The sequence below is a fragment of the Ehrlichia muris subsp. eauclairensis genome, from assembly GCF_051097115.1.
Classification (GTDB): domain Bacteria; phylum Pseudomonadota; class Alphaproteobacteria; order Rickettsiales; family Anaplasmataceae; genus Ehrlichia; species Ehrlichia muris.
In genome coordinates this window covers 524,937-549,477 of record NZ_CP118226.1, presented here as the reverse complement: position 1 = coordinate 549,477, position 24,541 = coordinate 524,937, and the positions used below count along the sequence as shown (strand labels likewise).

Annotated in this window: 22 protein-coding genes and 1 tRNA gene; 4 read left to right on the top strand and 19 right to left on the bottom strand. The window is 28.5% G+C overall.

Features of this window, described 5'->3' with window-relative positions; all coding sequences use genetic code 11:
- Positions 1 to 224: 224 nt before the first annotated feature.
- From dxr to PVA18_RS02245, 8 genes are all read right to left on the bottom strand, one after another.
- On the bottom strand, positions 225 to 1,388 hold the full coding sequence (gene dxr / locus PVA18_RS02280; RefSeq protein ID WP_045804665.1) for a 1-deoxy-D-xylulose-5-phosphate reductoisomerase: 1,164 nt from the start codon (positions 1,386 to 1,388) through the stop codon (positions 225 to 227).
- Between the two features lie 59 nt (positions 1,389 to 1,447).
- Complete coding sequence (locus PVA18_RS02275; protein ID WP_045804666.1) at positions 1,448 to 2,866, bottom strand: NADH-quinone oxidoreductase subunit N; 1,419 nt, start codon at positions 2,864 to 2,866, stop codon at positions 1,448 to 1,450.
- Between the two features lie 21 nt (positions 2,867 to 2,887).
- Positions 2,888 to 4,339 (bottom strand): complex I subunit 4 family protein, encoded by a 1,452-nt coding sequence (locus PVA18_RS02270; protein WP_045804667.1) that lies wholly within the window; start codon positions 4,337 to 4,339, stop codon positions 2,888 to 2,890.
- Positions 4,340 to 4,343: 4 nt separating this feature from the next.
- A complete protein-coding gene (gene nuoL / locus PVA18_RS02265; protein ID WP_045804668.1) occupies positions 4,344 to 6,209 on the bottom strand; it encodes an NADH-quinone oxidoreductase subunit L in 1,866 nt (621 codons plus the stop codon).
- Positions 6,210 to 6,291: 82 nt separating this feature from the next.
- Positions 6,292 to 6,618: an NADH-quinone oxidoreductase subunit NuoK gene (gene nuoK / locus PVA18_RS02260; RefSeq protein ID WP_045804669.1), complete on the bottom strand. Its 327-nt coding sequence runs from the start codon at positions 6,616 to 6,618 to the stop codon at positions 6,292 to 6,294.
- Positions 6,602 to 7,207 carry an NADH-quinone oxidoreductase subunit J gene (locus PVA18_RS02255; protein ID WP_045804670.1) on the bottom strand — a complete coding sequence of 202 codons (606 nt, stop codon included), beginning with the start codon at positions 7,205 to 7,207 and terminating at the stop codon, positions 6,602 to 6,604. The genes nuoK and PVA18_RS02255 overlap by 17 nt, the downstream gene beginning before the upstream one ends.
- Before the next feature lie 140 nt (positions 7,208 to 7,347).
- Entirely contained in the window at positions 7,348 to 7,824 is a 477-nt protein-coding gene (locus PVA18_RS02250) for a hypothetical protein (RefSeq protein ID WP_045804671.1), read from the bottom strand.
- Positions 7,825 to 7,937: 113 nt separating this feature from the next.
- On the bottom strand, positions 7,938 to 8,513 hold the full coding sequence (locus tag PVA18_RS02245) for a hypothetical protein (protein ID WP_045804672.1): 576 nt from the start codon (positions 8,511 to 8,513) through the stop codon (positions 7,938 to 7,940).
- A gap of 505 nt (positions 8,514 to 9,018) precedes the next feature.
- On the opposite strand from PVA18_RS02245, the gene PVA18_RS02240 reads away from it, so the two are divergent.
- Entirely contained in the window at positions 9,019 to 9,174 is a 156-nt protein-coding gene (locus tag PVA18_RS02240) for a hypothetical protein (protein WP_434431852.1), read from the top strand.
- 271 nt (positions 9,175 to 9,445) lie between these two features.
- Here the strand turns inward: PVA18_RS02240 and PVA18_RS02235 are convergent, their stop codons facing one another.
- The 6 genes from PVA18_RS02235 to rplU all read right to left on the bottom strand — a co-directional run bounded on the left by PVA18_RS02235 (position 9,446) and on the right by rplU (position 13,149).
- Complete coding sequence (locus tag PVA18_RS02235) at positions 9,446 to 10,033, bottom strand: hypothetical protein (RefSeq protein ID WP_045804673.1); 588 nt, start codon at positions 10,031 to 10,033, stop codon at positions 9,446 to 9,448.
- A gap of 252 nt (positions 10,034 to 10,285) precedes the next feature.
- Positions 10,286 to 10,873 (bottom strand): hypothetical protein, encoded by a 588-nt coding sequence (locus tag PVA18_RS02230; RefSeq protein WP_045804674.1) that lies wholly within the window; start codon positions 10,871 to 10,873, stop codon positions 10,286 to 10,288.
- Between the two features lie 218 nt (positions 10,874 to 11,091).
- Entirely contained in the window at positions 11,092 to 12,354 is a 1,263-nt protein-coding gene (gene nuoF / locus PVA18_RS02225; protein ID WP_045804675.1) for an NADH-quinone oxidoreductase subunit NuoF, read from the bottom strand.
- A gap of 125 nt (positions 12,355 to 12,479) precedes the next feature.
- Positions 12,480 to 12,556, bottom strand: a tRNA-Ile gene (locus PVA18_RS02220).
- Between the two features lie 13 nt (positions 12,557 to 12,569).
- A complete protein-coding gene (gene rpmA, locus PVA18_RS02215; protein ID WP_024072110.1) occupies positions 12,570 to 12,836 on the bottom strand; it encodes a 50S ribosomal protein L27 in 267 nt (88 codons plus the stop codon).
- 4 nt (positions 12,837 to 12,840) lie between these two features.
- The gene (gene rplU / locus PVA18_RS02210) at positions 12,841 to 13,149 is read right to left on the bottom strand and encodes a 50S ribosomal protein L21 (RefSeq protein ID WP_045804676.1); all 309 of its coding nucleotides are present in this window, start codon (positions 13,147 to 13,149) and stop codon (positions 12,841 to 12,843) included.
- 193 nt (positions 13,150 to 13,342) lie between these two features.
- Between rplU and eno the strand changes: the two genes are divergently transcribed.
- Positions 13,343 to 14,608 carry a phosphopyruvate hydratase gene (gene eno, locus PVA18_RS02205; protein WP_045804677.1) on the top strand — a complete coding sequence of 422 codons (1,266 nt, stop codon included), beginning with the start codon at positions 13,343 to 13,345 and terminating at the stop codon, positions 14,606 to 14,608.
- Complete coding sequence (cgtA, locus tag PVA18_RS02200; protein WP_045804678.1) at positions 14,605 to 15,621, top strand: Obg family GTPase CgtA; 1,017 nt, start codon at positions 14,605 to 14,607, stop codon at positions 15,619 to 15,621. Before eno ends, cgtA begins: the two co-directional genes overlap by 4 nt.
- 430 nt (positions 15,622 to 16,051) lie before the next feature.
- Here the strand turns inward: cgtA and rsmH are convergent, their stop codons facing one another.
- The 4 genes from rsmH to PVA18_RS02180 form a co-directional block, all read right to left on the bottom strand.
- Positions 16,052 to 16,957 (bottom strand): 16S rRNA (cytosine(1402)-N(4))-methyltransferase RsmH, encoded by a 906-nt coding sequence (rsmH, locus tag PVA18_RS02195; protein ID WP_045805006.1) that lies wholly within the window; start codon positions 16,955 to 16,957, stop codon positions 16,052 to 16,054.
- 264 nt (positions 16,958 to 17,221) lie between these two features.
- The gene (locus PVA18_RS02190) at positions 17,222 to 17,743 is read right to left on the bottom strand and encodes a 5-formyltetrahydrofolate cyclo-ligase (protein WP_231568494.1); all 522 of its coding nucleotides are present in this window, start codon (positions 17,741 to 17,743) and stop codon (positions 17,222 to 17,224) included.
- 4 nt (positions 17,744 to 17,747) lie between these two features.
- On the bottom strand, positions 17,748 to 18,470 hold the full coding sequence (locus PVA18_RS02185; protein WP_045804679.1) for a 16S rRNA (uracil(1498)-N(3))-methyltransferase: 723 nt from the start codon (positions 18,468 to 18,470) through the stop codon (positions 17,748 to 17,750).
- Positions 18,471 to 18,485: 15 nt separating this feature from the next.
- Positions 18,486 to 18,929, bottom strand: coding sequence for a peroxiredoxin (locus tag PVA18_RS02180; RefSeq protein ID WP_045804680.1), 444 nt, complete (start codon positions 18,927 to 18,929; stop codon positions 18,486 to 18,488).
- A gap of 141 nt (positions 18,930 to 19,070) precedes the next feature.
- On the opposite strand from PVA18_RS02180, the gene ileS reads away from it, so the two are divergent.
- Positions 19,071 to 22,394: an isoleucine--tRNA ligase gene (gene ileS, locus PVA18_RS02175; RefSeq protein ID WP_045804681.1), complete on the top strand. Its 3,324-nt coding sequence runs from the start codon at positions 19,071 to 19,073 to the stop codon at positions 22,392 to 22,394.
- Positions 22,395 to 22,530: 136 nt separating this feature from the next.
- Here ileS and argS read toward each other — a convergent pair whose 3' ends face one another.
- Positions 22,531 to 24,261: an arginine--tRNA ligase gene (gene argS, locus PVA18_RS02170; RefSeq protein WP_045804682.1), complete on the bottom strand. Its 1,731-nt coding sequence runs from the start codon at positions 24,259 to 24,261 to the stop codon at positions 22,531 to 22,533.
- Positions 24,262 to 24,541: the final 280 nt, after the last annotated feature.

Below are 24,541 nucleotides of genomic sequence, written 5' to 3'. Positions count from 1 at the left end.
TTATACCAAATACACTATGTCAAGTAAACGCATTATTTAATAAAATTAAAGCAATATATCATTATTTAAAGAAAATTAACTTTTAATAATTAACATTCTTCTATTTTTATTAAGTACTATTAAGCATTAACGACATTATTTATACAAATTAGCAAAAATACAAACATATTCCAAAGATGGATTCGTAATGTATTATTAAATATATTAAAAAATAATTTAATATATTAACACAACTTATCAATAGTATTACTTGCTACTCTTCTACTTACTGCATCACAATCAAGAATATTTGATAGAGAATTAATACGACCATAATTAACTAAGTTTAATGTTTCATAGACTACACTTATAATATCAAGAAACCCTATTTTCTTATTTAAGAAAGCATCAACAGCAACTTCATTTGCAGCATTTAAAATAATGCTATTAGCATGCACATTAGATGTTTTTAATACCTCAAATCCTAATTTTATACCAGGAAACTTATAAATATCAGGTTTTATAAAAGTCAAATGATTACATAATGCTAAATTCAGTTTTCTACATAAAACAGCTGACCTATCTGGCCAAGATAACGTATACATAATTGGAATTTTCATATCTGGTACAGACATAACAGCAATAGATGTACCATCTACATAAGATACTATTCCATGCACTATAGATTCAGGATGTATAATTATATCTAATTTTTCAGCCTTTACTGAAAAAAAATAATAAGCTTCTATAACTTCAAGAGATTTATTGATCATAGTTGCACTATCAACAGATATTTTTTTTCCCATCTTCCAAATGGGATGCTTCACTGTATCTTGAATTGTCACGTTTTTCATTTGATTATAATCCATTGATAACAATGGACCACCAGATGCAGTTAAGGTAATCTTTTCCAAATCTTTTTTATCATTATTAGAAAACATCTGATGTATAGCATTGTGTTCTGAATCCACAGGAATAATATTAACATCCTTTTCTTTAGCTAAACTAAGTAATAATGTCCCCCCACAAACTATACTTTCTTTGTTTGCTAATGCAATAACTTTAACATTTGAATTAATTAAATAAGTCATCGGTATAAGCGCCGCCACTCCTACAATAGCCATCATTGCATAATCTACATTTAAAGACGTAGCCATAACCATCCCAGAATCTCCAGCACTGACTTTAATATTAGTACCAACCAATAAATCTTTTAGTTCTTGATACAAATCAACATCAGCAATAACAACTCTTTCTGCACTAACTAACTTAGCTTGGAATGCTAATAACTGAACATTTGATTTTGCAACCAATACCTTTACTTGATATTTATCGAGATCAGCAAATATTATGTCAATAATCATCTGACCAATAGCACCAGTTGAGCCAAATATTGAAATTGTTTTCACACGTTTTAATATTGAATAAACTCAGTATATTATATATCGAATATTCAGATTATTATCCATTAAAAAAAATTAAAATATAGAAAATAACCTATAACACGCCTTACATCACCAACAAATACAAAAAATATAAAATATATTAACACTGTAAACAATAGGATAACAGATAATTTCTTATTCATTACTAAGATACTACAAGAAGTATCATTTAAATCAAAATACATTACCTTAATAATTCGCAAGTAGTAATAACATGAAATAACACTTACAAGAGCAAAAATTATTGCAATTTTTATAAAACCATTTTCTATTAAACTTGATAATATATCATACTTAGCAAAAAATCCAGCCAAAGGTGGTATTCCAGCCATAGATAACATAGTTACAGCAATACAAAATGCTATTACTGGAGAGTGAGTATGTAACCCTCTTAAATTCAATACATTACAATCATCATCACGATACTGTATCAAAACAGAAAAAAGCCCTATATTCATAATAATATATAACAATAAATACATTATTACAGCTGTATTACTAGCCAAAGTATTCATTGCTAATGCAATTAACATATACCCCATATGTCCAATAGCAGCATATGAAAATAATCTTTTTAAATTATTTTGCCTCATTGCCCCAAATGCTGAAACAAATATAGATAATACGGATACACATATCACTATATGTTGCCAATCTTTAGATAAAGCAGGTAATACTTCATTTAATATTCTAATCAATAATAGTATAAATGTACTTTTGGGTACTATAGAAAAAAACGCTGTCATAACAGTCGAAGTACCCTGATAAACATCAGGAACCCACATATGAAATGGAGCCGCTGATAATTTAAAAAATATACTAATTAAAATAAACACCATACCTAAAATAGAACCTAAAGGTATATTCTGACTACGAGAAAAGAAATTGTATAATTCATAAAAACCCACTTCTGTTGTATAACCATATAACATAGAAATTCCATACAGCATTATACAAGAAGACAGCGCACTTAATACGAAATATTTTATACCTGATTCAGAAGACCTAATTGCACTTTTATCAAAACATGTTAATGCATATAAAGTTATACTTTGTATTTCAAATGATAAATAAAAAGAAAGTAGATTATTTGCAGAAATCAAAGTGATTAAACCAAAAACTGCAAGTAAAATCATTATTGAAAATTCATAACAATACTCCCTACCAGATGCTAACATCATAAATAGAACACTACTGCTAGAAAATAAAATCACAATTTTTGCAATAGAAATATACAAATCAGACTTTAACAGTCCATCAAAAATTAGCCGTGGTTCAATCTCTAAATTAATTAAAACAACACCAATAGTTATCAGTGAAGCAATCAATGACAAAACATGTATAACTCTTTTATTCAGTACAATCCCTAATAATAAGAAGATCAAAGATGAACTAACTAAAAAAATTTCCGGTATTATATAAACAAAATTATTCCAATACATAATAAACAATCTCAAATGCTACTAAAGTATAAAGTTTCTTAAAGACAACTGCTCTATGAATGGAGTTAAGCATTTTAATAAGATATAATAAGGATACAATCCAAATAATAATATAAAAGCAACTAACACTATTAAAATAAATAACTCATCCTTATTAAGATTACAATCAATTAAATTACAATTTGGTACACCCCAGATTACTCTCTTACATAAGAACAACATATATAAAGCACCTAATACAACTCCAACAGCAATAAAAACTGAAAATAATTTAGAGTAATGAAAAATCCCTAATATAGATAAAAACTCTCCTATAAAACCTGAAGTACCAGGTAAAGCAATCGAAGCCATTGCAAAAAATATAAATATAACAGAAAATTTAGGCATTGTTTTTGCTAATCCACCATATCTTGCTATTTCTAAAGTATGAGTACGATTATAAAGTATACCAACACAAATAAACAAAGCTGCAGATATTAATCCATGGCTAATCATCTGAAATACAGCTCCTGATATCCCATATTTATTAAAAGAAAATATTCCAGCAGTAACAAACCCCATATGAGCTATTGAAGAATATGCTATTAACTTTTTAATATTAGTCTGGACAAAAGATACCAATGAAGCATAAATTACAGCTATAATACTTAATATTATTACAAAATTTGAAAAATATACACTAGCTTCTGGTAACATAGGGAGAGAGAATCTTAGTAATGCATATGTACCAACTTTAATTAGAATGCCAGCCAATAAAACAGATCCTACTGTAGGTGCTTGAACGTGAGCATCAGGTAACCAAGTATGAAAAGGTATAATAGGTATTTTTATTGCAAATGAAATAAAAAATGCAACCCATACCCATTTCTGTGCTGTCAGATTTAAATAATTTGATAAAATATAAGTTAACTGCCCTATATCACTTACTTTACCAGAAAAGAAATATATATACAGTATTGCTATTAAGAATAATAAAGAACCAAGTAAAGTATATAAAAATAATTTAAATGTAGCATATACTCTGTCTTCATGTCCCCACATTCCTATAATAAAAAACATTGGGATTAGAACAGATTCAAAAAATATATAAAACATCACTATATCAAGTGAAGCAAATACTCCTATAGTTAATCCCTCTAGTAACAATAATAAAGCAAGAAACATACGCAAATTTCTTAACTGCGTATTACATAAAGTGAAGATAATAGATAATAAAAATAAAAAAGTCGTCAATAATAAAAGCAGCAAAGACAACCCATCTATACCCAATACAAAACCTGGAGCTAGATTATGTATAAATTGAAAACCCTTATATAAATAATCAAATTTTACAGCTACAATAACATTTATAAAGAATGCAATTACAGCACATAACAAAGAAGTTATCTTTGCCATTACTAAATTCGCCTTAAAATTACTAACTGCTAATAAGCATGACCCTAATATTGGCAATAAAATCATCAAAAATAGCATTACTTTAAAATCTTATATTATTATAAATTAACCACATGATAATACTTATCAAACCTAATAGCATAATAAATGCATAATCGAAAACAAAACCAGTTTGTATCTTAACGCTACCCTTTGAGCAAGAATCCACTATTTTAGTAATACCACCTAACCCAAAATAATCAATAATTTTTTTATCAATTACTCTAGAAAAGAAATTAGCTATAAACTTAATAGGTATTATAAATACAAGATTATATAACTCATCAAAATACCACTTATTATATAGAAATTTAAATAACCGGTTAAAATGCAAATTACTAGAATAATTGCAAAAATATTTTAAGTAAGCACATACTATTCCAAGTATACTTAGAAATAATGGTAACATTTTTACAAATAACCCAACTTCTACATGTTCATGTATTTGTATACTACCCTTCCAAAATGCAGCATCATTAATTAATAATAAATTTTGTCCCCACATACCAGAAAATATAGAACCTATAGCCAACACTAATAGAGGCAAGAGCATAATCTTTCCTGACTCACGTATTGGACCATTTCTTGAATTGATTCCATGAAAAACTAATATAATCAATCTCCAAGAATAAAAAGCTGTTAGAAATGCAACTAAATTACATATTATAAAGGCAATTGTACTAGTGTGATAGCTACTTTCAATAATTAAATCTTTCGAATAAAAACCAGCAAAAGGGAAAATACCTGCTAATGCTAAAGATCCTATCCAAGTCAACACATATGTAAATGGTAACTGACGCCAAGAAATACATATCTTATGAATGTCTTGTTCGTGTATAGAATGTATTATATTACCAGCACACAAAAACAACAATGCTTTGAAAAAAGCATGAGTCATCAAATGAAATACAGCAACACTATATGCTGATAACCCACATGCAATAAACATATATCCTAACTGACTACAAGTAGAATATGCTATTATCTTCTTTATATCACTCTGTACAATAGCAACAGTCGCAGCAAATAAACAGGTACATGTGCCAATAATCAAGACAATATTGCGTGCCATTACTGACAATTCAAATAATGGAGAACATCTAACAACAAGAAATACTCCTGCTGTTACCATAGTTGCAGCATGAATTAATGCTGAAGCAGGAGTAGGACCTTCCATTGCATCAGGCAACCATGTATGTAAACCAATTTGTGCAGACTTACCCATACATCCAATAAAAAGTAACAAGCATATCACATCTAAATAAGGTACCGGATAACCAAAAAAATTAATTGCACCTTCAACATATGTTGAATCAAGCATGTTAAACACTTTACTGAATTCTAAAGATCCAAATACCCAAAATACGGCTATAATTCCTAATATAAAAAAAAAATCCCCTATTCTATTCATAATAAATGCTTTTATTGCTGCTTTAGTAGCTGAAGCTTTATCAAACCAAAAACCAATCAACAAATAAGAACATAATCCTACACCTTCCCAACCGAAAAAAAGTTGAACAAAATTATCACTTGTTACTAAAATTAACATAAAGAATGTAAATAATGATATATAAGATAAAAATCTAGATATGCCTATATCATGAGACATATAACCTATTGAATAAAGATGCACTATCGCTGACACTGTATTAACTATTATCAACATAATCATGCTTAATGAATCTATATACAATGACCAGTTAATTTTTAACTTATGTAATTCAATCCACGGAAATAAAGTAATAACATAACTATCTTTAAAATTAAAAAATAAGTACCACGATAACAATGATGCACAAACCACCAAAGAAGTGGTAACTAACTGAGAAATTAACCTATTATTTATCATATTACCAAAAATAGAACCTATTAAAGGCAAAAGAACACATAATAGCTCAACCTTAATCATAAACCTGATCCTTAATTAATTGACCACAAATCAATTAAAATAACTAATTATAATTAGTCAATAAATACTATAAAAACCTTCTTTACTCTTTCATTTCATTGGCTGTTTCAATGTCAATATTTCCACAATTTCTAAAATATACTACAATAATAGCTAAACCCACTGCAGACTCTGCAGCAGCTACTGTTAATATAAACATGACGAAGACTTGTCCTAAAATATTATCAAGATATACCGAAAAAGCAGTAAAATTAATATTAATTGCTAACAACATCAGTTCTATCGATAAAAGAATAGTAATGATGTTTTTGCGATTAATAAAAATTCCAGATACACCAATAGTAAATAAAACTGCACCCAAAATAAGGAAATGATTTAAAGTAATACCAGCATCAGTTAGAATTTTCATAATCCACTCCTTCTCGTACTTTAACATTTACATATTTTATAGTAGATGACCTATTAACCTGAACATCTATATTTTGTCTACGCACACTATTGCTCTTAGCACGTAAAGTTAATACTAAAGATCCAATTATTGATATTAAAAGTAATATCCCAGATAAATGAAATATATACATATATTTTGTATATATTAAATTACCAATAGCAATAACATTACTTACATAAGGAACAGATCCTGTAGTTACTAACTCAGTTGTTGCAGATTGCTTAATAATAAACACTATATTAATAAATAATATCACCCCACATAATAACCCTATAGCAAGATATTTTGTAAATCCACTTTTAAATCTCGAATAATTTATATCTAACATCATAACTACAAATAAAAACAGTACAGCTACAGCCCCTACATATACTATTATAACTAGCATTGCTATCAACTCTGCACCCAACAAAATAAATAATGTACTAGATATGAAAAACGTTAAAATTAAACATAGCACAGAATAAACAGGATTTGATACATAAACTACAGCTATAGCTGATAATACTATCAACGCTGCAAAAAAATGAAACAAAAAATAAATCATTATATTTATATCTGTTAATAATTAACAAATTCAACAAAAGAGTATAACTATATTAAATACTCAAGTAAATTATTATTACAGCTGAAGCACATAAGTCAATAAGTATTACTGAATGACCAAGTATACTCTAAAGAAGTTCACTATACATTTATATAATTATTAAGTGCATCTATTATAACATGATTTAAGTATGTACCTTGATATTGAGCATGAAATAATTCCCCACTATCATTAAAAAATTCAACATATATATATGAGGCAGATTTTTGCCAGAAGAAAACCCCAGGCAAGTAGTATATTCTTTCGCCTGCAATGCTGTCTAGATAAATTTCTCCACTTATAAAAACTATTTCCTTAGTAAATACTAATCCATTTGCCTTCAAGTCACGTAAAAAATTAAGTTTAACTTGAATGGCTAGATAAAATTTTCGCCTCTCTTTATTTTTCCCAAATAAAAAGTAACATTCTGATTTAAATCTTATATTACTCACAATACAACATTTTTGAAACATTGTTTGATGTATAGGCATAAATATAGCATTTTCAGAAGAAGGTAGACCAATTTTACTATCAAAATTAGGATTTACTCCATAGTATGGCTCCACGAGACTTATCATAACGACACTTCCTCTCAGGTACTAAAGCGCAAGATGTCCATCTAAAAATAACAATATTAGCCACATATAATTTTACCTTTTTATAAGTATTTTAATATTATTTTGAATAATCCTTAGAACTTCATAATATAACTTAGATCATTATCGGACACATTTATTTTAGTGTGACTTAAGTATGTGCTTTGATATTGAGTATAAAATAATTCCCCTCTATCATTAAAAAAATTCAACATATACGAACGAGGTAGATCTTGCTTAAAAGAAAATCTAATACAAGACTTATACTTGTTAAACAATGCAATCGTACACTCTTCTGGTGTAGTTTCGCCTAGACAAACTTTTCCAGCAGTAACAACTATTTTCTTAGTCAATATTAATCCATTTGCCTTCAAGTCACGCAAAGAACCAGGTTTAACTTTAATAATTAGAAAAGATTCTTTTCCTGCTTTATTCTTACAAAATAAAAAGTAATACTCTAATTCAAATCTTACACTACTCATAATACAATATTTTTGAAATATTGCTTGATGCATGGGCACAAACCTAACAGTTTTAATAGAAGGTGGGCCAATTTTACCATTAAAATTAGGATTGAGTGGATAATAAGCTCCGTGGGACTTATCATAACGATACTCTTCCTCAGGCACTAAAACAGGATATCCATCTAAAAATAACAATATTAGTCGCATATAATTTTAATTTTTTAATAAGAAATATCAATTATTATCAATGCATATTAATTGTTTTTAATAAAATGTAAACTATTATATTAATTTTTATATTATACTTAGTATAATCTATTGCTGAATCAATTCTAGTCCTACTCAACTTTATTTTTCAAATTCAGTGAAAAATAATTATTTCTTTCACACTAAAAAATTCCATTATACATGAAATGCTTTACACATAATATTAGACAAAATGATGAATATCTTGGCATTCATATCAGTTATGACATGTTGTATTAATAATTATGTTATAAAAAATGAAGGCTTTTTAAAAAAGTAAGAGTAAGCAATTTGGTAGAAGATAAAAAGAGAAGGCTTGACTTATGTGCTATCAATAAAATTACTTGATACTAAAATTTTCATCTTAAACTAAGAAATTGTTCTATAATATTTAATATATTAAGAATATGATACTATATCAGCATTTTAGGTTTCATTACTCGATTGATTGTTACCAAAAAATACTATGGATACAAGTCGATTGATTACGATAGTAAAATCTGTACTTCTGATCAATACAATAAGTAATAAAAATGATCTTCTTGAAGATTCCCTAATTCCATTCACATTAGCATCTACTGTATACATTCCTAAGCTTTTACCATACTTTACTGAAATTTAGGTAATAAAAGATGTACCATTTGTAAATGATAATAATACTAAGTACATACCAATTAACAACCATTACATTTTATTGTGTTACAATTAGCAAAATTATTCAACAAAAAACACAATATAATATACAGTTCATCCAGTAAAAAATATTTACAAATAAGATTATATTGACATATAAATTGGATAAAATAATTGCATATATACAATATTAAACAGATAAATTTCTTAGATTAAAATTAAAAACCACCTATTGATAAAAATGATTCTACAGCATAAACTTACTGCAATCTCATAAAATACCTTTGAGCATTAGTTGTTGGATTCACACTTACACTCTTCAAGACTGTAGTTTTATAGCTTGTATGAAATAACTCACCATTACTACTAAAATAACTAAACTGAGTCAAACGGCTTACTGGACTTTTGGTTGCTATCCTAATCTTATTACTAACAAGAGTAAACAAGCTTAGAGTTTTATTTTCAGATGATTCATTGAACATTGACTGATCAAGCACCTCAGCTGATACAAAATTACTGGAACCTAATACTATACCTTGCTGAAATACCGTACGCATAACACTAATTGGACATATGAAAACTAGATATACATGCTGGCACCCTGGATTCTTGCCATATAAAAATACCATATTTTCCACTGATTTAGCATTAGTTACAATAGAATAATCATCAAATTTTGACCGATATAGATCCTCAGAAAAAATAGAGTTACCGACAAGACTCAATAATCGCATATCTATATTAGGATTCTCTGTATGACAAATATTTAACTCTTTATTATAACTACATGAGTTTACAGGTAACAAAATACATTGTGAATCCCCATAAGATAATAACATTAAGTGCATATAATACCTACGTTACATCTCACTGTATTAAACACTAGCAAAAATCTAACAAATACACAACATACCATTATAGCACCCATTCACTAAAAATATTTACCAATATTAATATAAAAATTAGATAAAACAATAGGACATATACAACATTAAACAGATTTTTTTTTAAAGTAAAAATCAAAACCATTTATTTACAAAACCTAGTTTCATAAACAGAGTTACAACTTTTTATAAATCTTTAACTTTAACAGCATAAACTTACTGCAATTTCATATAACATATTTGACTATTAGTTACTGGATCCACACTTACATTCTTCAAGATTGCAGTTTTATAGTCTGTATGAAATAAGTTACCACTACTATTAAAATAACTCAACCTGGTCAAATAACTTACTGGGCTTTTGGTTACTATCTCAATACTACTAGAGACAAGATCAAATAAGCCTAGAGTTTTATTTTCAGATGATTCATTGAACATTGACTGATCAAACATCCCAGCTGATACAAAATTACTGGAATCTAATACTATACCTTGCTGAAATACCGTATGCATAGTACCAATTGGACATATGAAAACTACATACATAGGATGGCCTACTGGATTCTTACCATATAAAAATACTATATTTTCCCCTGATTTAGCATTAGTTACAATAGAATAATCATTAAGTATTGACCGGTATAGAGTCCCATAAAAAATAGATTGACTTAAAGGAACCACTAATTGCATATCTATATTAGGATTCCCTGTATGACAAATATCTAACTCTTTATTATAACTACATGAGTTTACAGGTAACAAAACAAGTTGCGAACTCCCATAAGATAACAACATTAATTGCATATAATAGCTCCATTACATCTCACTGTATTAAACACTAGCAAAAATCTAGCAAACACATAACATAGTATTATAGCACACATCCACTAAATAAATATTTACCAGTATTAATATAAAAATTAGATAAAACAATTGGATATATACAACATTAAATAGATAAAATTTTTTAAGTAAAAATCAAAACCACAATTATAAAATACTAAATTAATTTAGCTTTATTATTAACTTTTTATCCGATCTTCAACTACATCCCTAAAATGTCTAATCAATCCTTGTATAGGCCAAGCTGCAGCATCACCAAGAGCACATATAGTATGTCCTTCTATCTGATGCGTAATATTCAATAATAAATCAATGCTTTCAGGCGTAGCATCACCCCTTACTATTTTTTTCATGATTCTCCACATCCAACCAGTACCTTCTCGACATGGTGTACATTGTCCACAAGATTCATACATATAAAAATGTGACAATCTCTCTATAGCTGCTACTAAATCTGTTGATTTATCCATAACTATTAAACCAGCAGTACCTAACCCTGACTGCACAGCCCTCAAAGAATCAAAATCCATAGTTACAGTATCACAAATAGATTTTGGAAGCATTGGTACTGATGAACCACCAGGTATTACTGCTAATAAGTTATCCCACCCTCCACGAACACCTCCAGCATATTTTTCTATAAGTTCCTTCATGGGAATTCCTAATTCCTCTTCTACATTACACGGATTATTAACATGTCCTGATATACAAAAAATCTTAGTACCTGTATTATTTTCTCTACCAAGAGATGCAAACCAATCACTACCCCTTCTCATGATCTCACTAACAGTTGCAATAGTTTCAACGTTATTAATAGTAGTAGGACAGCCATATAACCCTATTGCAGCTGGAAAAGGAGGCTTCAACCTTGGCATACCTTTTCTTCCTTCTAATGATTCAAGTTGAGCAGTTTCTTCCCCACAAATATATGCTCCAGCTCCTCTATGAATAAAGATATCTAAATCATATCCAGAATTACATGCATTTTTCCCTATTAATTTAGCTTTATATGCTTCATCTAAAGCCTTAGACAATACTAAATATTCATTATAAAATTCACCACGAATATAAATATAAGCTGTAGTTACATTCATTGCAAATCCAGCTATCAATATTCCTTCAATAAGCCTATGTGGGTCATACCTTAATATATCACGATCTTTACATGTACCAGGTTCTGATTCATCCGCATTAACTATCAAATACGCTGCTTGGCCTTCTTTTCTAGTTTTTGGCATAAAGCTCCACTTTAAACCTGTAGAAAATCCTGCTCCACCTCTACCACGTAATCCTGACTTCTTTACCTCTTGAATAATATATTCAGGACCTAGATTCAATATTTCTAAGATATTACTCCAAATACCTCTACTTTTTGCAGATTTTAAAAATGGAGAATATTGACCATTAAGATTAGTAAATACTCTATCACTATCTTTTAACATAAAGCTTTATACAATACTAGAAATTATTAATAGATTAATAACGATTAATATAAAACATAGCTATACTAAAACATTACATAATCCCTAAAGCAAAAATACATCCATTGGAAAAACACGGCTATAATTGGTGGGCCTGGGAAGAGTTGAACTTCCGACCTCACGCTTATCAGGCGTGCGCTCTAACCACCTGAGCTACAAACCCCAACAAAGCTATATTAAGAAGCAGAATTAGCTTCTAGTACATCAACAAACATCTTATTAAGTACTCCTCTCCTAAAATGTACAAAACCTGAAATCTTAGAAAAAATAGTATGATCTTTTCCCATTCCAACATTCTTACCAGGATGATATTTTGTACCTCTCTGACGTATGATAATATTACCAGGAATTACTTTTTCACTCCCAAATTTCTTTACTCCTAACCTTCTACCTCTCGAGTCCCTACCATTACCGGAGCTACCACCAGATTTTTTCGTAGCCATACTTCTACTCCATATTATTAATTTTAGTAATACGTAAAACAGTCATGTACTGCCTATGACCATTTTTCCTTCTATAATTCTTACGACGTTTTTTCTTAAACACTATTATTTTATCATTTCTACATTGCTCAAGAACTGATGCTGTGACAGTTGCATTCTGTGCAAAAACCATATTGTGATTTATATCAGTTAACGCAATTACCTTATTCAGAGTAACTTCTTCCCCTACAGAAGCACTTAATTTTTCTATTTTTATAACATCTTGCTCTCGTACTTTATATTGCTTCCCACCAGTTTCAACAATAGCAAACATAATCCATCTCTTAACGTTTAAATCAATTATTATTTTTAGTAATTCTGCTCAATATAATACAATATGTCAATAACATTGTTATTCTTTTAAACATAAGCCAACATTGAGAATAAATTTACATTTTATATAAAAGATATTACTATCTTTTTTGAAATTTTTCAACATACCATAAAAAAACAAAATAGGTAATGCTGTGTTTAATGTAACAATTAATAAAATATTAGCCAGACAAATTTTAGATAGCAGAGGATATCCTACTATTGAAGCAGAAATTATATTATCAAATAATATAAAAGCAAAAGCTTGTGTACCTTCAGGAGCTTCAGTAGGAAAGTTTGAAGCCATAGAATTACGAGATAATGATAAAAATTCTTACAATGGATATGGAGTAACAAAAGCAGTTAATTTAATTAATTCAGAAATTGCTCCACAAATCATAGGTATGAATACGTTAAATCAAGAAAAAATAGATAACGCATTAATTGAAATAGACGGAACAGACAATAAATCAAGAATTGGAGCAAATTCAACACTTGCGATATCATTAGCAATCGCAAAGGCTGCAGCTTTAACATTAAATATTCCTTTATATCAATACTTAGGAGGAATTACAGCAAAAGTTCTTCCTACTCCACTTATTAATGTCATTAATGGTGGAATGCATGCAGATAATAATTTAGATTTTCAAGAGTTTATGATTATTCCAAATGGAGCTAATAAGTTTGAAAATGCAATAAGAATGTCAGCTGAAGTGTTTTTTCAATTAAAACAAATTCTAAAATTCAAACAATTAAATACTAATGTAGGAGATGAAGGAGGATTTGCTCCAAACATAAAAACAAATACTGAAGTATTCGAAATCATTATAGATGCTGTAGAAAAGTCAGGATATAAAATGTATGAAGATTTCTCATTAGGATTAGATGTTGCTGCATCTACATTTTACAAAGATCAGAAATATAAATTTGCAAATTACGAATTAAATACTCAAGAATTAGTAGAATATTATAAAAACATAACCTCACAATATCCTATTACATCAATTGAAGACCCAATAGCAGAAGAAGATATAAATGGGTGGAAATTGATAACACAAGAATTAGGCAATAAAATACAAATAGTAGGAGATGATCTATTCGTAACTAATTGTAAATTAATTCAAAATGGAATTAATAATAACATGGCAAATGCAGTATTAATAAAACCAAATCAAATTGGTACACTAACTGAAACTTTCAATGCTATAAGACTTGCTCAAAAAAATAATTATAATGTAATAATATCTCATAGATCAGGTGAAACAGAAGATACTACAATTTCCCATATAGCTGTTGCAACAAACTGCGGACAAATTAAAACTGGTTCTCTATCTAGATCTGAACGTTTAGCAAAATACAATGAGTTATTATATATAGAAAAGTTATTAGACATTTCATCAATCTACTATGGAGCATTATGAGCTTTATTGATGAAGCAAAAGTATATTTAAAAGCAGGAAATGGCGGAAATGGTTGTAGTAGTTTTCGTCGTGAAAAATTTATTGAATTTGGCGGGCCTGACGGTGGAAATGGAGGTAATGGTGGAAATATCATCTTTGCCACAAGTAATAATATTAACACGTTACTATATTTTAGATATAAACAACATATAAAAGCAGAAAATGGAAATCCGGGTTCTGGTAAAAAGAAATCTGGACTATCTGGAAAAGATATGATCATAAAAGTTCCTATAGGAACTCAACTGTATGATGAAGATGGAATATTAATCGTCGACCTTAATTCAAAAAACCAAAAATTTATAGCAGCATATGGTGGTAAAGGTGGAACAGGTAATGCTAACTATAAAACATCTACCAATAGAGCACCTAGACACTTTACTATTGGAGAAGCAGGAGAAGAAAAATACATTATATTAAAATTAAAAATCATTTCAGATGTAGGAATCATAGGATTACCCAATGCAGGAAAGTCAAGCTTTTTAGCTTCATGCACTCAGTCAAAGACAAAAATTGCTGATTATCCGTTTACAACTTTAGAACCACATTTAGGAGTCGCTTTTATTGACAACAGAGAATTAGTGTTAGCTGATATACCAGGATTAATCCCTGGAGCACATCTAGGATACGGCATAGGTGACAAATTTTTAAAACATATTGAAAGATGTTCTATATTATTACATATCATAGATTGTACCTCAAATAACATTATTGATTCATATGAATGCATTAGAAAAGAACTAATACTTTACAATAAAGAGCTAGCTGATAAAACAGAATTTATAGTATTAAATAAAAGCGATTTATTAGATAAAAAAGAAATTAAGAAAAAAAAGCAATTATTATCAGAGCACACACAAAAAGAAATATTTGTATCATCGATAAAAGATAACCGTTACACTATTCTAGCTACTTTAATTCAATACATAAACAAGGATAATGCTGAACCATATATATATGATCCATTTAATATATGACATATATTTGTCTTTAAAAAGCTAAAAAACAATATATTATACTTAAACCATTTTTTATATAATTGATATGCTATACCAAAATTATAGAACCTAATAATAAAAATAAAATTCACTAGTCTAGTATTAATTAAAAAAGCAAGTTTAGTGTCTCAATACTAAAAATTTTATAAAACACTAAATCCAGAAAGATACTCTTATAATTAAAAAATATAAATTTAATAATACATCTAACAAAAACGATACATATCTTTTTATTATATTAAATTCAAAAAATAGTAATATATCAATTATATCAACCCATAACTGAAACTAAAATTTTATATATTTAACTACAAGATGTTATATTGATATTCATATTGGAAATATAAACTTAAGAAACCTCTCAAAAAGCATATTATAAATCTACAACTTGATTGATCTAAAAAGTACATTATATTTTTAATATAGCTCTCAACTTTGCAGATCTAGATCTAGGATTTTTTACTATTTCCTCAGAACTTGGTCTTATTATTTTTTTATTAATCAATTGAAATCTCATATTTAACTTTGATGAAGTTATAGTATTTCCATTACACAATGATTTAAATATTACTTTTACAATTCTATCCTCCAACGAATGAAAAGAAACTACTATTATTTTTCCACCTGGATTCAATAAATCAGCAGCATGAGTTATCCCATGTTCTAATTCTTCTAATTCTTTATTAACCCATATCCTAATTGCCTGAAACGTTCTTGTTGCAGGATCAATACTATGGTTTTTACTACGTGATATTACAGATTTAACTATAAATGCAAGCTCACCTGTAGTTTTTATTGCTTTCTTTTTCCTTGATTCAACAATAGCTTTTGCTATTTTACGAGAGTATTTTTCATCTCCATATTGATATATAACATCAGCTATCTCTGCTTCAGAAGCTGTATTCACAAACATTGATGCATCAACACTACCCATCATAGAAGTATTCATCCTCATATCAAGAGGTCCATCTTTAGAAAAAGAAAAACCACGATTAGCATTTTCTAATTGCATAGAAGAAACCCCTATATCAAATACTATACCATCAACTCTTTGCAACTGCGCTTTATGTAAAATTTGTTTTATTTTACTGAATTTATTAATATAAAAATGTATTCTGCCTGGAAAATCATGAACTAATTCCTCATAGAAAACATTAGTATATTCATCTTGATCAATAGCATAGACCTGACAATCTGCAGATCCCAAAATCGCTCTAGTATATCCTCCTGCTCCAAATGTTGCATCAACATATATTTTCCCATCTTGAGGATCTAATATGTATAACATTTCTTTTAATAAAACTGGAATATGCATATATAAACTTTTCATTCGAATAACAATCACTCAATCTTTTAACATAAGAGATGTTTTTTACTACATATTCATATATTTGCGTAACTATTAACTATAATATACTGTATATTTCATAAAAAACAATTTACAAACCAAAATATTAAAAAGAAAACGCAAAAATTATGTATACTAATATATATATAAATTATAAATCAAAGCTCAATATATTAATAACAATTTTTAGATAATTGATATTCCACAACAAGGTCTTAAACAATTATAATGTTACATCTGCTTATAAACTTTCTTTTCCGTAATCACCATATCTAAAATTTCATCATGACTTTCAATAGGTATTACATCACACAACTGTATATCGTACGCAACTCCTATAACTTTACAAGTCGGTCTTAACTTAGAAATGGTACTGTCATAATATCCACCTCCAAAACCCAATCTATTCAAACATTTATCAAATGCAATGAGAGGTACTATTAAGATATTTGGAATAACAGAATTAATTGTATTCCATTGATGAAATAATAATATTTTACTATTTTGATTTATTACAGGAACTGCCACTACATGCTTTTCTTTCATTAAATGATTCATTAATGGTAATACATCAATTTCACCATCTATAGGTATATATCCAGAAATTATAGATGTTTCTTCTATTGTTATATTATTAATATAATTTTGTAATAAAGAATAAGAGGCCTCTTTCTGACATTGTACTTCTTTTCTTAATTTCCTATACCTTTCACGCAATTCGGTTTTCCTATCACTAATACTTTTAATAACCATAATACTATAACATACCATAATATTCATTTACATAAGCTAGCGCACTAACAACTGCTGTATCAACTCTTAATATTGTCGTACCTAAAGATAAACCATCACAAAAACTATACGCAAAATTCAATTCATCATTTGAGAAACCACCTTCTGGCCCTATAATGACATAAATATTATTTTTGTTCTTTAAAATTTCTGATGGATAATTACCTTTGCCTGTTTCATCGCAAATTATAAAATTATTATTACCAGTCTTCAAATTTTTTAAATCAGTAAAATTAATAGGAGAAGAAATATATGGTATATCAAGCCTTTCACATTGCTCAGCAGCTTCAATAGACCACTTCCTGCATTTATCTAAATTTATATTACTCGTTGCTATATGTTTTGTATAAATAGGCTGCATAAATGTTACTCCCATCTCTGTAGCTTGCCTAATTACATTTTGTAACATAGTACTCTTTACAATAGAAAAACATAATGTTAAATCTTTAGTTATAATTTGTTCTCTAACCAGTTCATTTACCCTAATTTTAGTATTATTAGATAATTCAAATATTTCACCTATCCATTCTCCATCCCTACCATTAAACAGCTTTATCTTGTCGAATTTTGTAGCTCGCATTACATGACATATATAATGAGAAGCAAGATTATCTAAGGTTATAACCAAACATTTTTCAAGAGCACAAGTCACATATAATCTAATGTTTAACTTCCTTCCCTTTTGCATCACTAATTCAATAACTTACATTATCTCTCTTATTATCTCAAGAACATTATCAACATGTCCACTAACTTTTACATTTCGCCAAATTTTTCTTATTTTGCCATGTTTATCTATTAGAAATGTAGAACGGTCTATACCCATATAAGATTTTCCAAACATATTCTTTTCTACCCAAATACCATATTGCTTTGATAGCTCAGAATTTTCATCAGATATTAGTTCAAATGATAAATCATGCTTCTTCTTAAAACTCTCATGAGATTTCTCACTATCCTTAGACACCCCAATTATAACGGTACTCAAATCAGCAAAATCATTCACTGCTTCTTGAAAATCTTTTGCCTCTCTCGTACAACCAGGTGTATCATCTTTTGGATAAAAGTACAATACTATATTCTTCTTACCTTTATAGGTATCAAGACTCTCAAAATATGGTGCATCACCTCCTATTTCTACTGTCATAAGTTCCTCAATATGAATTTTTTAAAACAATGCTATGAATATTAACAAGAGTCAATAATTTTTACATATTTTAATAGAACTGTGATTGCAGCTTGAATAAATATGTGTATAGTAAAATACCTATGTTAAATAATAAGCACTATGACAGAATATTACTCACAATCAATAGGAGAACCTAATTTTCCATCAATAGAAGAAGATATATTAAAATTTTGGAAAGAAAATAATATTTTTAAAAAATCTGTAGATAATCGAGATGAAAATAAAAGATTTATATTTTATGATGGACCACCATTTGCAAATGGATTACCTCATTACGGACATTTACTCACTGGATTTATTAAAGATGCTGTAGCTCGTTATAAAACAATGGCAGGATTCAAAGTTGATAGAAGATTTGGATGGGATTGCCACGGATTACCCGCTGAAATGTTATCAGAAAAAGAACTAGGAATATCAGGAAAGTTAGCTATTGAAAAATTTGGTATAGAAAAATTTAACAACCATTGCCGAAACTCTGTAATGAAATTTTCAAAAGAATGGCAACAATATGTAGAAAGACAAGCACGATGGGTAGATTTTGAAAATGATTACAAGACCATGAATTTACCTTTTATGGAATCAATAATATGGTCATTTCATGAATTATGGAACAAGGGACTAATATATGAATCTATAAAAATAGTACCCTATAGTTGGGCATGTCAAACACCATTATCAAATTTTGAAACTAGGATGGACAATGCATATAGGCAAAAAACAAGTAAAACTGTGACTGTAGCATTCGAATTATTAGAAAATCCTAAATTCCTCATAATAGAAAACGTTAAAACCTATAAAATACTAGTTTGGACTACTACTCCATGGACCTTACCTTGTAATCTTGCTTTAGCTACAAGCACAAATATTAAATACCGTGGAGCCATTATCAATCAAGAGATGTTTATTTTTGCTGAAGGATATTTAAAAACTTTTCAAGAGCATTGCAAAAAAAATAAAATAGAATATCAATTATATAATAAAGATATTTCATATATTAATTTAGAAAACTTGCATTACAAACCTCTATTTGAATATTTCATCGACATTAAAAATGCATTTAAAATCTTAACAGCAGACTTTGTAGTAGAAGGAGAAGGCACTGGAATAGTACATATTGCCCCAGGATTCGGAGAAGATGACTTTATCTTATGTCAAAAGCAAGGTATTCCAGATATTGATGGAGGTACATCTAATTTATTATCAATTATCTGTCCTATAGATGATGGAGCAAAGTTTACTGATAAGATTTCAGATTTTGCAAACATGCATGTATTTGATACAAATGATAAAGTTATTACTATACTAAAACAAAAAAATTTTTACTTTAAGACAGATCAATATTTACATAATTACCCACACTGTTGGCGTACAGATACTCCATTAATATACAGAGCAATGTCATCTTGGTACGTTGAAGTTACAAAAATAAAAGACAGAATATTAGAACTTAATAAGACCATAAATTGGATCCCTCATTATATACGTAGCGGGCAATTTGGCAAATGGATTGAAAACGCTAAAGATTGGGCAATATCACGTAATAGATTTTGGGGCACTCCTTTGCCAGTATGGAAATCAGATAATCCCAATTACCCAAGAATCGATGTATACGGATCAATAAAAAAAGTATTTGACAATGTAAGAGCACTAGAAGAAGACTTCGATATATCATGTATAAAAGATTTACATCGTCCATATATCGATAATTTAGTACGCCCTAACCCAGATGATCCAACCGGAAAATCAATGATGAGACGTGTTAATGACGTATTTGATTGCTGGTTTGAATCTGGATCAATGCCTTATGCACAATTGCATTACCCATTTGAAAATAAAGAACTCTTCGAGGATTATTTTCCAGCAGACTTTATTACTGAATATATAGCACAAACCAGAGGTTGGTTTTATACATTATTTATATTATCCACAGCATTATTTGATAAACCTCCATTTACAAATTGCATATGTCATGGTGTAGTATTAGATACTCAAGGACAAAAATTATCTAAAAGACTTAATAACTATGCTGATCCAATGGAACTATTTAAGCAATATGGCTCAGATGCCATGCGATTCCTAATGTTATCACATGCAGTATCATATGGTGGAGATCTATTACTAGACAAAGAAGGAGTAATGGTAAGAGACGTACTACGTAATGTGATAAAACCAATATGGAATAGTTATAATTTCTTTACTATTTACGCAAATATAGACAAAATAAAAGCAGAAATTATTACAGATCTCAGTGGACTAAACAACATTATGGATAGATACATAATATGTGAATGTATCAGTACTATACAGTCCATATTTAATGCTATTGAAGGATTAGATAAATGTTCTAACAATTTTGGATATAACATAAAATTAGCATGTAGCAATATCACTCAGTTTTTCGAAATATTGAACAATTGGTATATCAGAAGATGTAGAGTCCGATTTTGGTCATCAGAAATCAATCAAGATAAAATAGATGCCTATAATACATTATATACTGTTATATATTACATAATAAAAGTTTCTGCACCATTTCTACCTATCATTACTGAGGCAATCTGGCAAAAATTAAATTTTCAAAAAGAAGAGTCCGTACATTTATCATCACTACCAAATATGAGTAATTTCATATTGAATGATAAAGATCAACAAAATACCCAATACATGAAACTAACAATAAGTATATGTAATCATGTGTTATCTATCAGAAATATCCATAACATTAGAGTTAGACAACCTCTTAATAAAATTGTTATATACAGTTACAATTGCACAGATTTACTTAATTTGCCTATAGAATACCAAAATATTTTATTAGAAGAAATAAATGTGAAAAGTATATTATTCAAATCTGACATATCTGACGTAGCATCATTCCAATTAAAGTTAAATTTCCCAGAACTTGGAAAAAGAATACCAGACAAAGTCAAATCCTTAATATCTTTACTAAAAAATAATAATTGGGAAATACTAGAAAATAACCAATTACTTCTTGGTACAAGAGAAGCAGAACATTATATCATAAATAATAACGAATACACTTTAACTATCAAAATTCATAATGATTTTGCATCCACTATTAATTTAGATCAAAATTTACTTGGTATAGTGTTACTAGATCATGAACTTTCTGATGATCTAATAATGGAAGGTATCGCAAGAGATATAGTAAGACTAATACAACACTCTAGAAAAGATAATAAATTCAATATCTCTGATAAAATTGACGTTATCATACATACAAAAGATCACATAGTACAAAAATCTATTAAGATATGGTCTCAATATATAATTCAACAAACTTTATCTACGTCATTGGCTACGTGCAAAGAGCTTACAGATATTGAAAATATTACAAAATACTATAAAAATACAATGAAAGACAGGGATATGTCTGTGTTTTTAAAAAAATCACAGATTTGAGTGTATGATCACAAATTAACTACAAATTTATACTAGCAGATATTTTATACACAACCTTATACAAAATACATTCTATTATAAAACAGCAGCTTTTATGTAATAAATATATCTTTAAAAAGATATATAACCATAACAATCAGTGCATTTCTTTCAAGGGAAGTATAGAAAATATCTTTAAACCACTACTAATAATGTATGCAACAGATTTAGCTAAATATATTCTTGCAGACGTAAGGTTAACATCACTATCTACAATAAAACGTCTATTTGTATTCTTATTTCCGTAACCCCATAATACATGAAATGCTTCTGCAACTTCTATTAAGTAAAAAGTTATCCTATGTGGCTCTGCAGTCTTTGCAGATATTTCAACTACATGCGGCCATTTTGCTAATAACTTAATCAATAGTATTTCTTCTTTTGAAGATAACACAGAAAAATCCGTATCCTCTATTTCTAAAATGTTTGGAGCATTGCGCATTAATGAATAAACACGAGCATGAGCATATTGTACATAAAATATTGGATTATCTTTAGATTGTTCAACGACTTTAACAAAATCAAAATCCAAAACTACATCACTTTTACGAGTCAACATTATAAATCTGACTACATCTTTACCTACCTCTTCCACAACATCTCTTATAGTTAGAAACTCGCCGGATCTTTTTGACATCTTTACTTGCATACCACCATCAAGGAAATTTACAATATTATGTAACTTTATATCTACAGTAGCATTATTATTACTTAATGCTTTCACTGCCGCTTTTAATCTTTTTACATAACCAATATGATCAGATCCCAACTCTAAAATCATATGCTGAAAACCACGTGATATCTTATCAAAATGATATGCTATATCACTTGCAAAATAAGTCCAACTACCATCAACTTTCTGTAAAGCTCTATCTACATCGTCTCCAAAATTAGTCGATTTAAATAACATTTGTGTTCTAGGCTTCCAATTTTGATTCTCCATACCTTTTGGGTGGTCCAAAACTCCATAGTATATCAATTGCTTATCTTCTAAAAGTTTCACACATTTTTCTATAACATTATTTTTTAATAATTCTGCCTCTGAGGTAAATACATCATGCTTAATTCCCAACAATGCAAGATCTTCCTTTATAAGATTCATAAGGTATTTGAGAGATACATCACGTATAATCTTCATCTTATTAGTAGAGTTCATCTCTAATAAATCTGTACCATATTTTTCATATAGAAGCTGCCCTATCTTTTTTAAATACAGTCCTGGATATAACCCGCTACCTATCACAATATCCTGACCTGCAGCTTCTTTATATCTCAAATATACAGATTCAACCAATACATCTATTTGTGTACCAGCATCATTAATATAATACTCTCTAACAACTTGATATCCTACTTTTTCCAACAAATTTGCTAATACATCACCAAATATAGCACCACGAGCATGTCCAACATGCATCGGCCCAGTAGGGTTAGCGGAAACAAATTCTACATTAACCTTCTGTCCGTTTCCTATATTAACATTAGCAAAATTTTCTTTTAGCATGTTAATAGAAACTATAATTTCATACCAAATACAAAAAGAAATACTAAAATTAATAAAACCTGGCTTTACAATACTGATATTGGATATTTCCTTAATACTAGAAAATTCACACAGCAAAATTTCTGCCATATCTAGTGGATTTTTTTTTACATAACTACCTAAAATTAAAGCTGCGTTAGTATATAAATCTCCATGATCATGATTATTAGGATAATCCACTATTAACTTGCTTAATAGAACATCATCTATTATTATTAACTTCTTATCACTTAATATATGCAGCTTTTCTATTATGCAATTTCTAATGGTATTAATTAAGTTCATTTATAGTAATCTCTCATAATTCTCATTGTATTATATAATTTTCCATCAATATTGAAAACAAGCAAATACAATATTCATTAATTTATAATGTTTATAATAAAATACCTATCAAATAATTTATTAATAACATAAAAAAATGATTCATTAAAATACCAATAATAATAGACAAATTATTTATAATTTTATGCTAATTAAAATATACTTTATAAAAATTAGCTCAGCATTAACACTGAACCTTAATTATACACACAATAATTTAGCAGCAATTAAGTAAAATAAT

Bases quoted from the DNA above. Each gene is read 5' to 3' on its own strand.
- rsmH (WP_045805006.1), bottom strand. From the start codon at position 16,957: ATGCATATTCCAGTTTTATTAAAAGAAATGTTATACATATTAGATCCT.
- ileS (WP_045804681.1), top strand. From the start codon at position 19,071: ATGACAGAATATTACTCACAATCAATAGGAGAACCTAATTTTCCATCA.
- PVA18_RS02250 (WP_045804671.1), bottom strand. From the start codon at position 7,824: ATGATAAGTCTCGTGGAGCCATACTATGGAGTAAATCCTAATTTTGAT.
- PVA18_RS02240 (WP_434431852.1), top strand. From the start codon at position 9,019: ATGGATACAAGTCGATTGATTACGATAGTAAAATCTGTACTTCTGATC.
- PVA18_RS02180 (WP_045804680.1), bottom strand. From the start codon at position 18,929: ATGACAGTAGAAATAGGAGGTGATGCACCATATTTTGAGAGTCTTGAT.
- nuoL (WP_045804668.1), bottom strand. From the start codon at position 6,209: ATGATTAAGGTTGAGCTATTATGTGTTCTTTTGCCTTTAATAGGTTCT.
- PVA18_RS02235 (WP_045804673.1), bottom strand. From the start codon at position 10,033: ATGCACTTAATGTTATTATCTTATGGGGATTCACAATGTATTTTGTTA.
- PVA18_RS02185 (WP_045804679.1), bottom strand. From the start codon at position 18,470: ATGCAAAAGGGAAGGAAGTTAAACATTAGATTATATGTGACTTGTGCT.
- PVA18_RS02255 (WP_045804670.1), bottom strand. From the start codon at position 7,207: ATGATTTATTTTTTGTTTCATTTTTTTGCAGCGTTGATAGTATTATCA.
- PVA18_RS02270 (WP_045804667.1), bottom strand. From the start codon at position 4,339: ATGCTATTTTTGATGATTTTATTGCCAATATTAGGGTCATGCTTATTA.
- PVA18_RS02275 (WP_045804666.1), bottom strand. From the start codon at position 2,866: ATGTATTGGAATAATTTTGTTTATATAATACCGGAAATTTTTTTAGTT.
- cgtA (WP_045804678.1), top strand. From the start codon at position 14,605: ATGAGCTTTATTGATGAAGCAAAAGTATATTTAAAAGCAGGAAATGGC.
- argS (WP_045804682.1), bottom strand. From the start codon at position 24,261: ATGAACTTAATTAATACCATTAGAAATTGCATAATAGAAAAGCTGCAT.
- nuoK (WP_045804669.1), bottom strand. From the start codon at position 6,618: ATGAAAATTCTAACTGATGCTGGTATTACTTTAAATCATTTCCTTATT.
- nuoF (WP_045804675.1), bottom strand. From the start codon at position 12,354: ATGTTAAAAGATAGTGATAGAGTATTTACTAATCTTAATGGTCAATAT.
- PVA18_RS02245 (WP_045804672.1), bottom strand. From the start codon at position 8,513: ATGCGACTAATATTGTTATTTTTAGATGGATATCCTGTTTTAGTGCCT.
- PVA18_RS02190 (WP_231568494.1), bottom strand. From the start codon at position 17,743: ATGGTTATTAAAAGTATTAGTGATAGGAAAACCGAATTGCGTGAAAGG.
- PVA18_RS02230 (WP_045804674.1), bottom strand. From the start codon at position 10,873: ATGCAATTAATGTTGTTATCTTATGGGAGTTCGCAACTTGTTTTGTTA.
- rpmA (WP_024072110.1), bottom strand. From the start codon at position 12,836: ATGGCTACGAAAAAATCTGGTGGTAGCTCCGGTAATGGTAGGGACTCG.
- rplU (WP_045804676.1), bottom strand. From the start codon at position 13,149: ATGTTTGCTATTGTTGAAACTGGTGGGAAGCAATATAAAGTACGAGAG.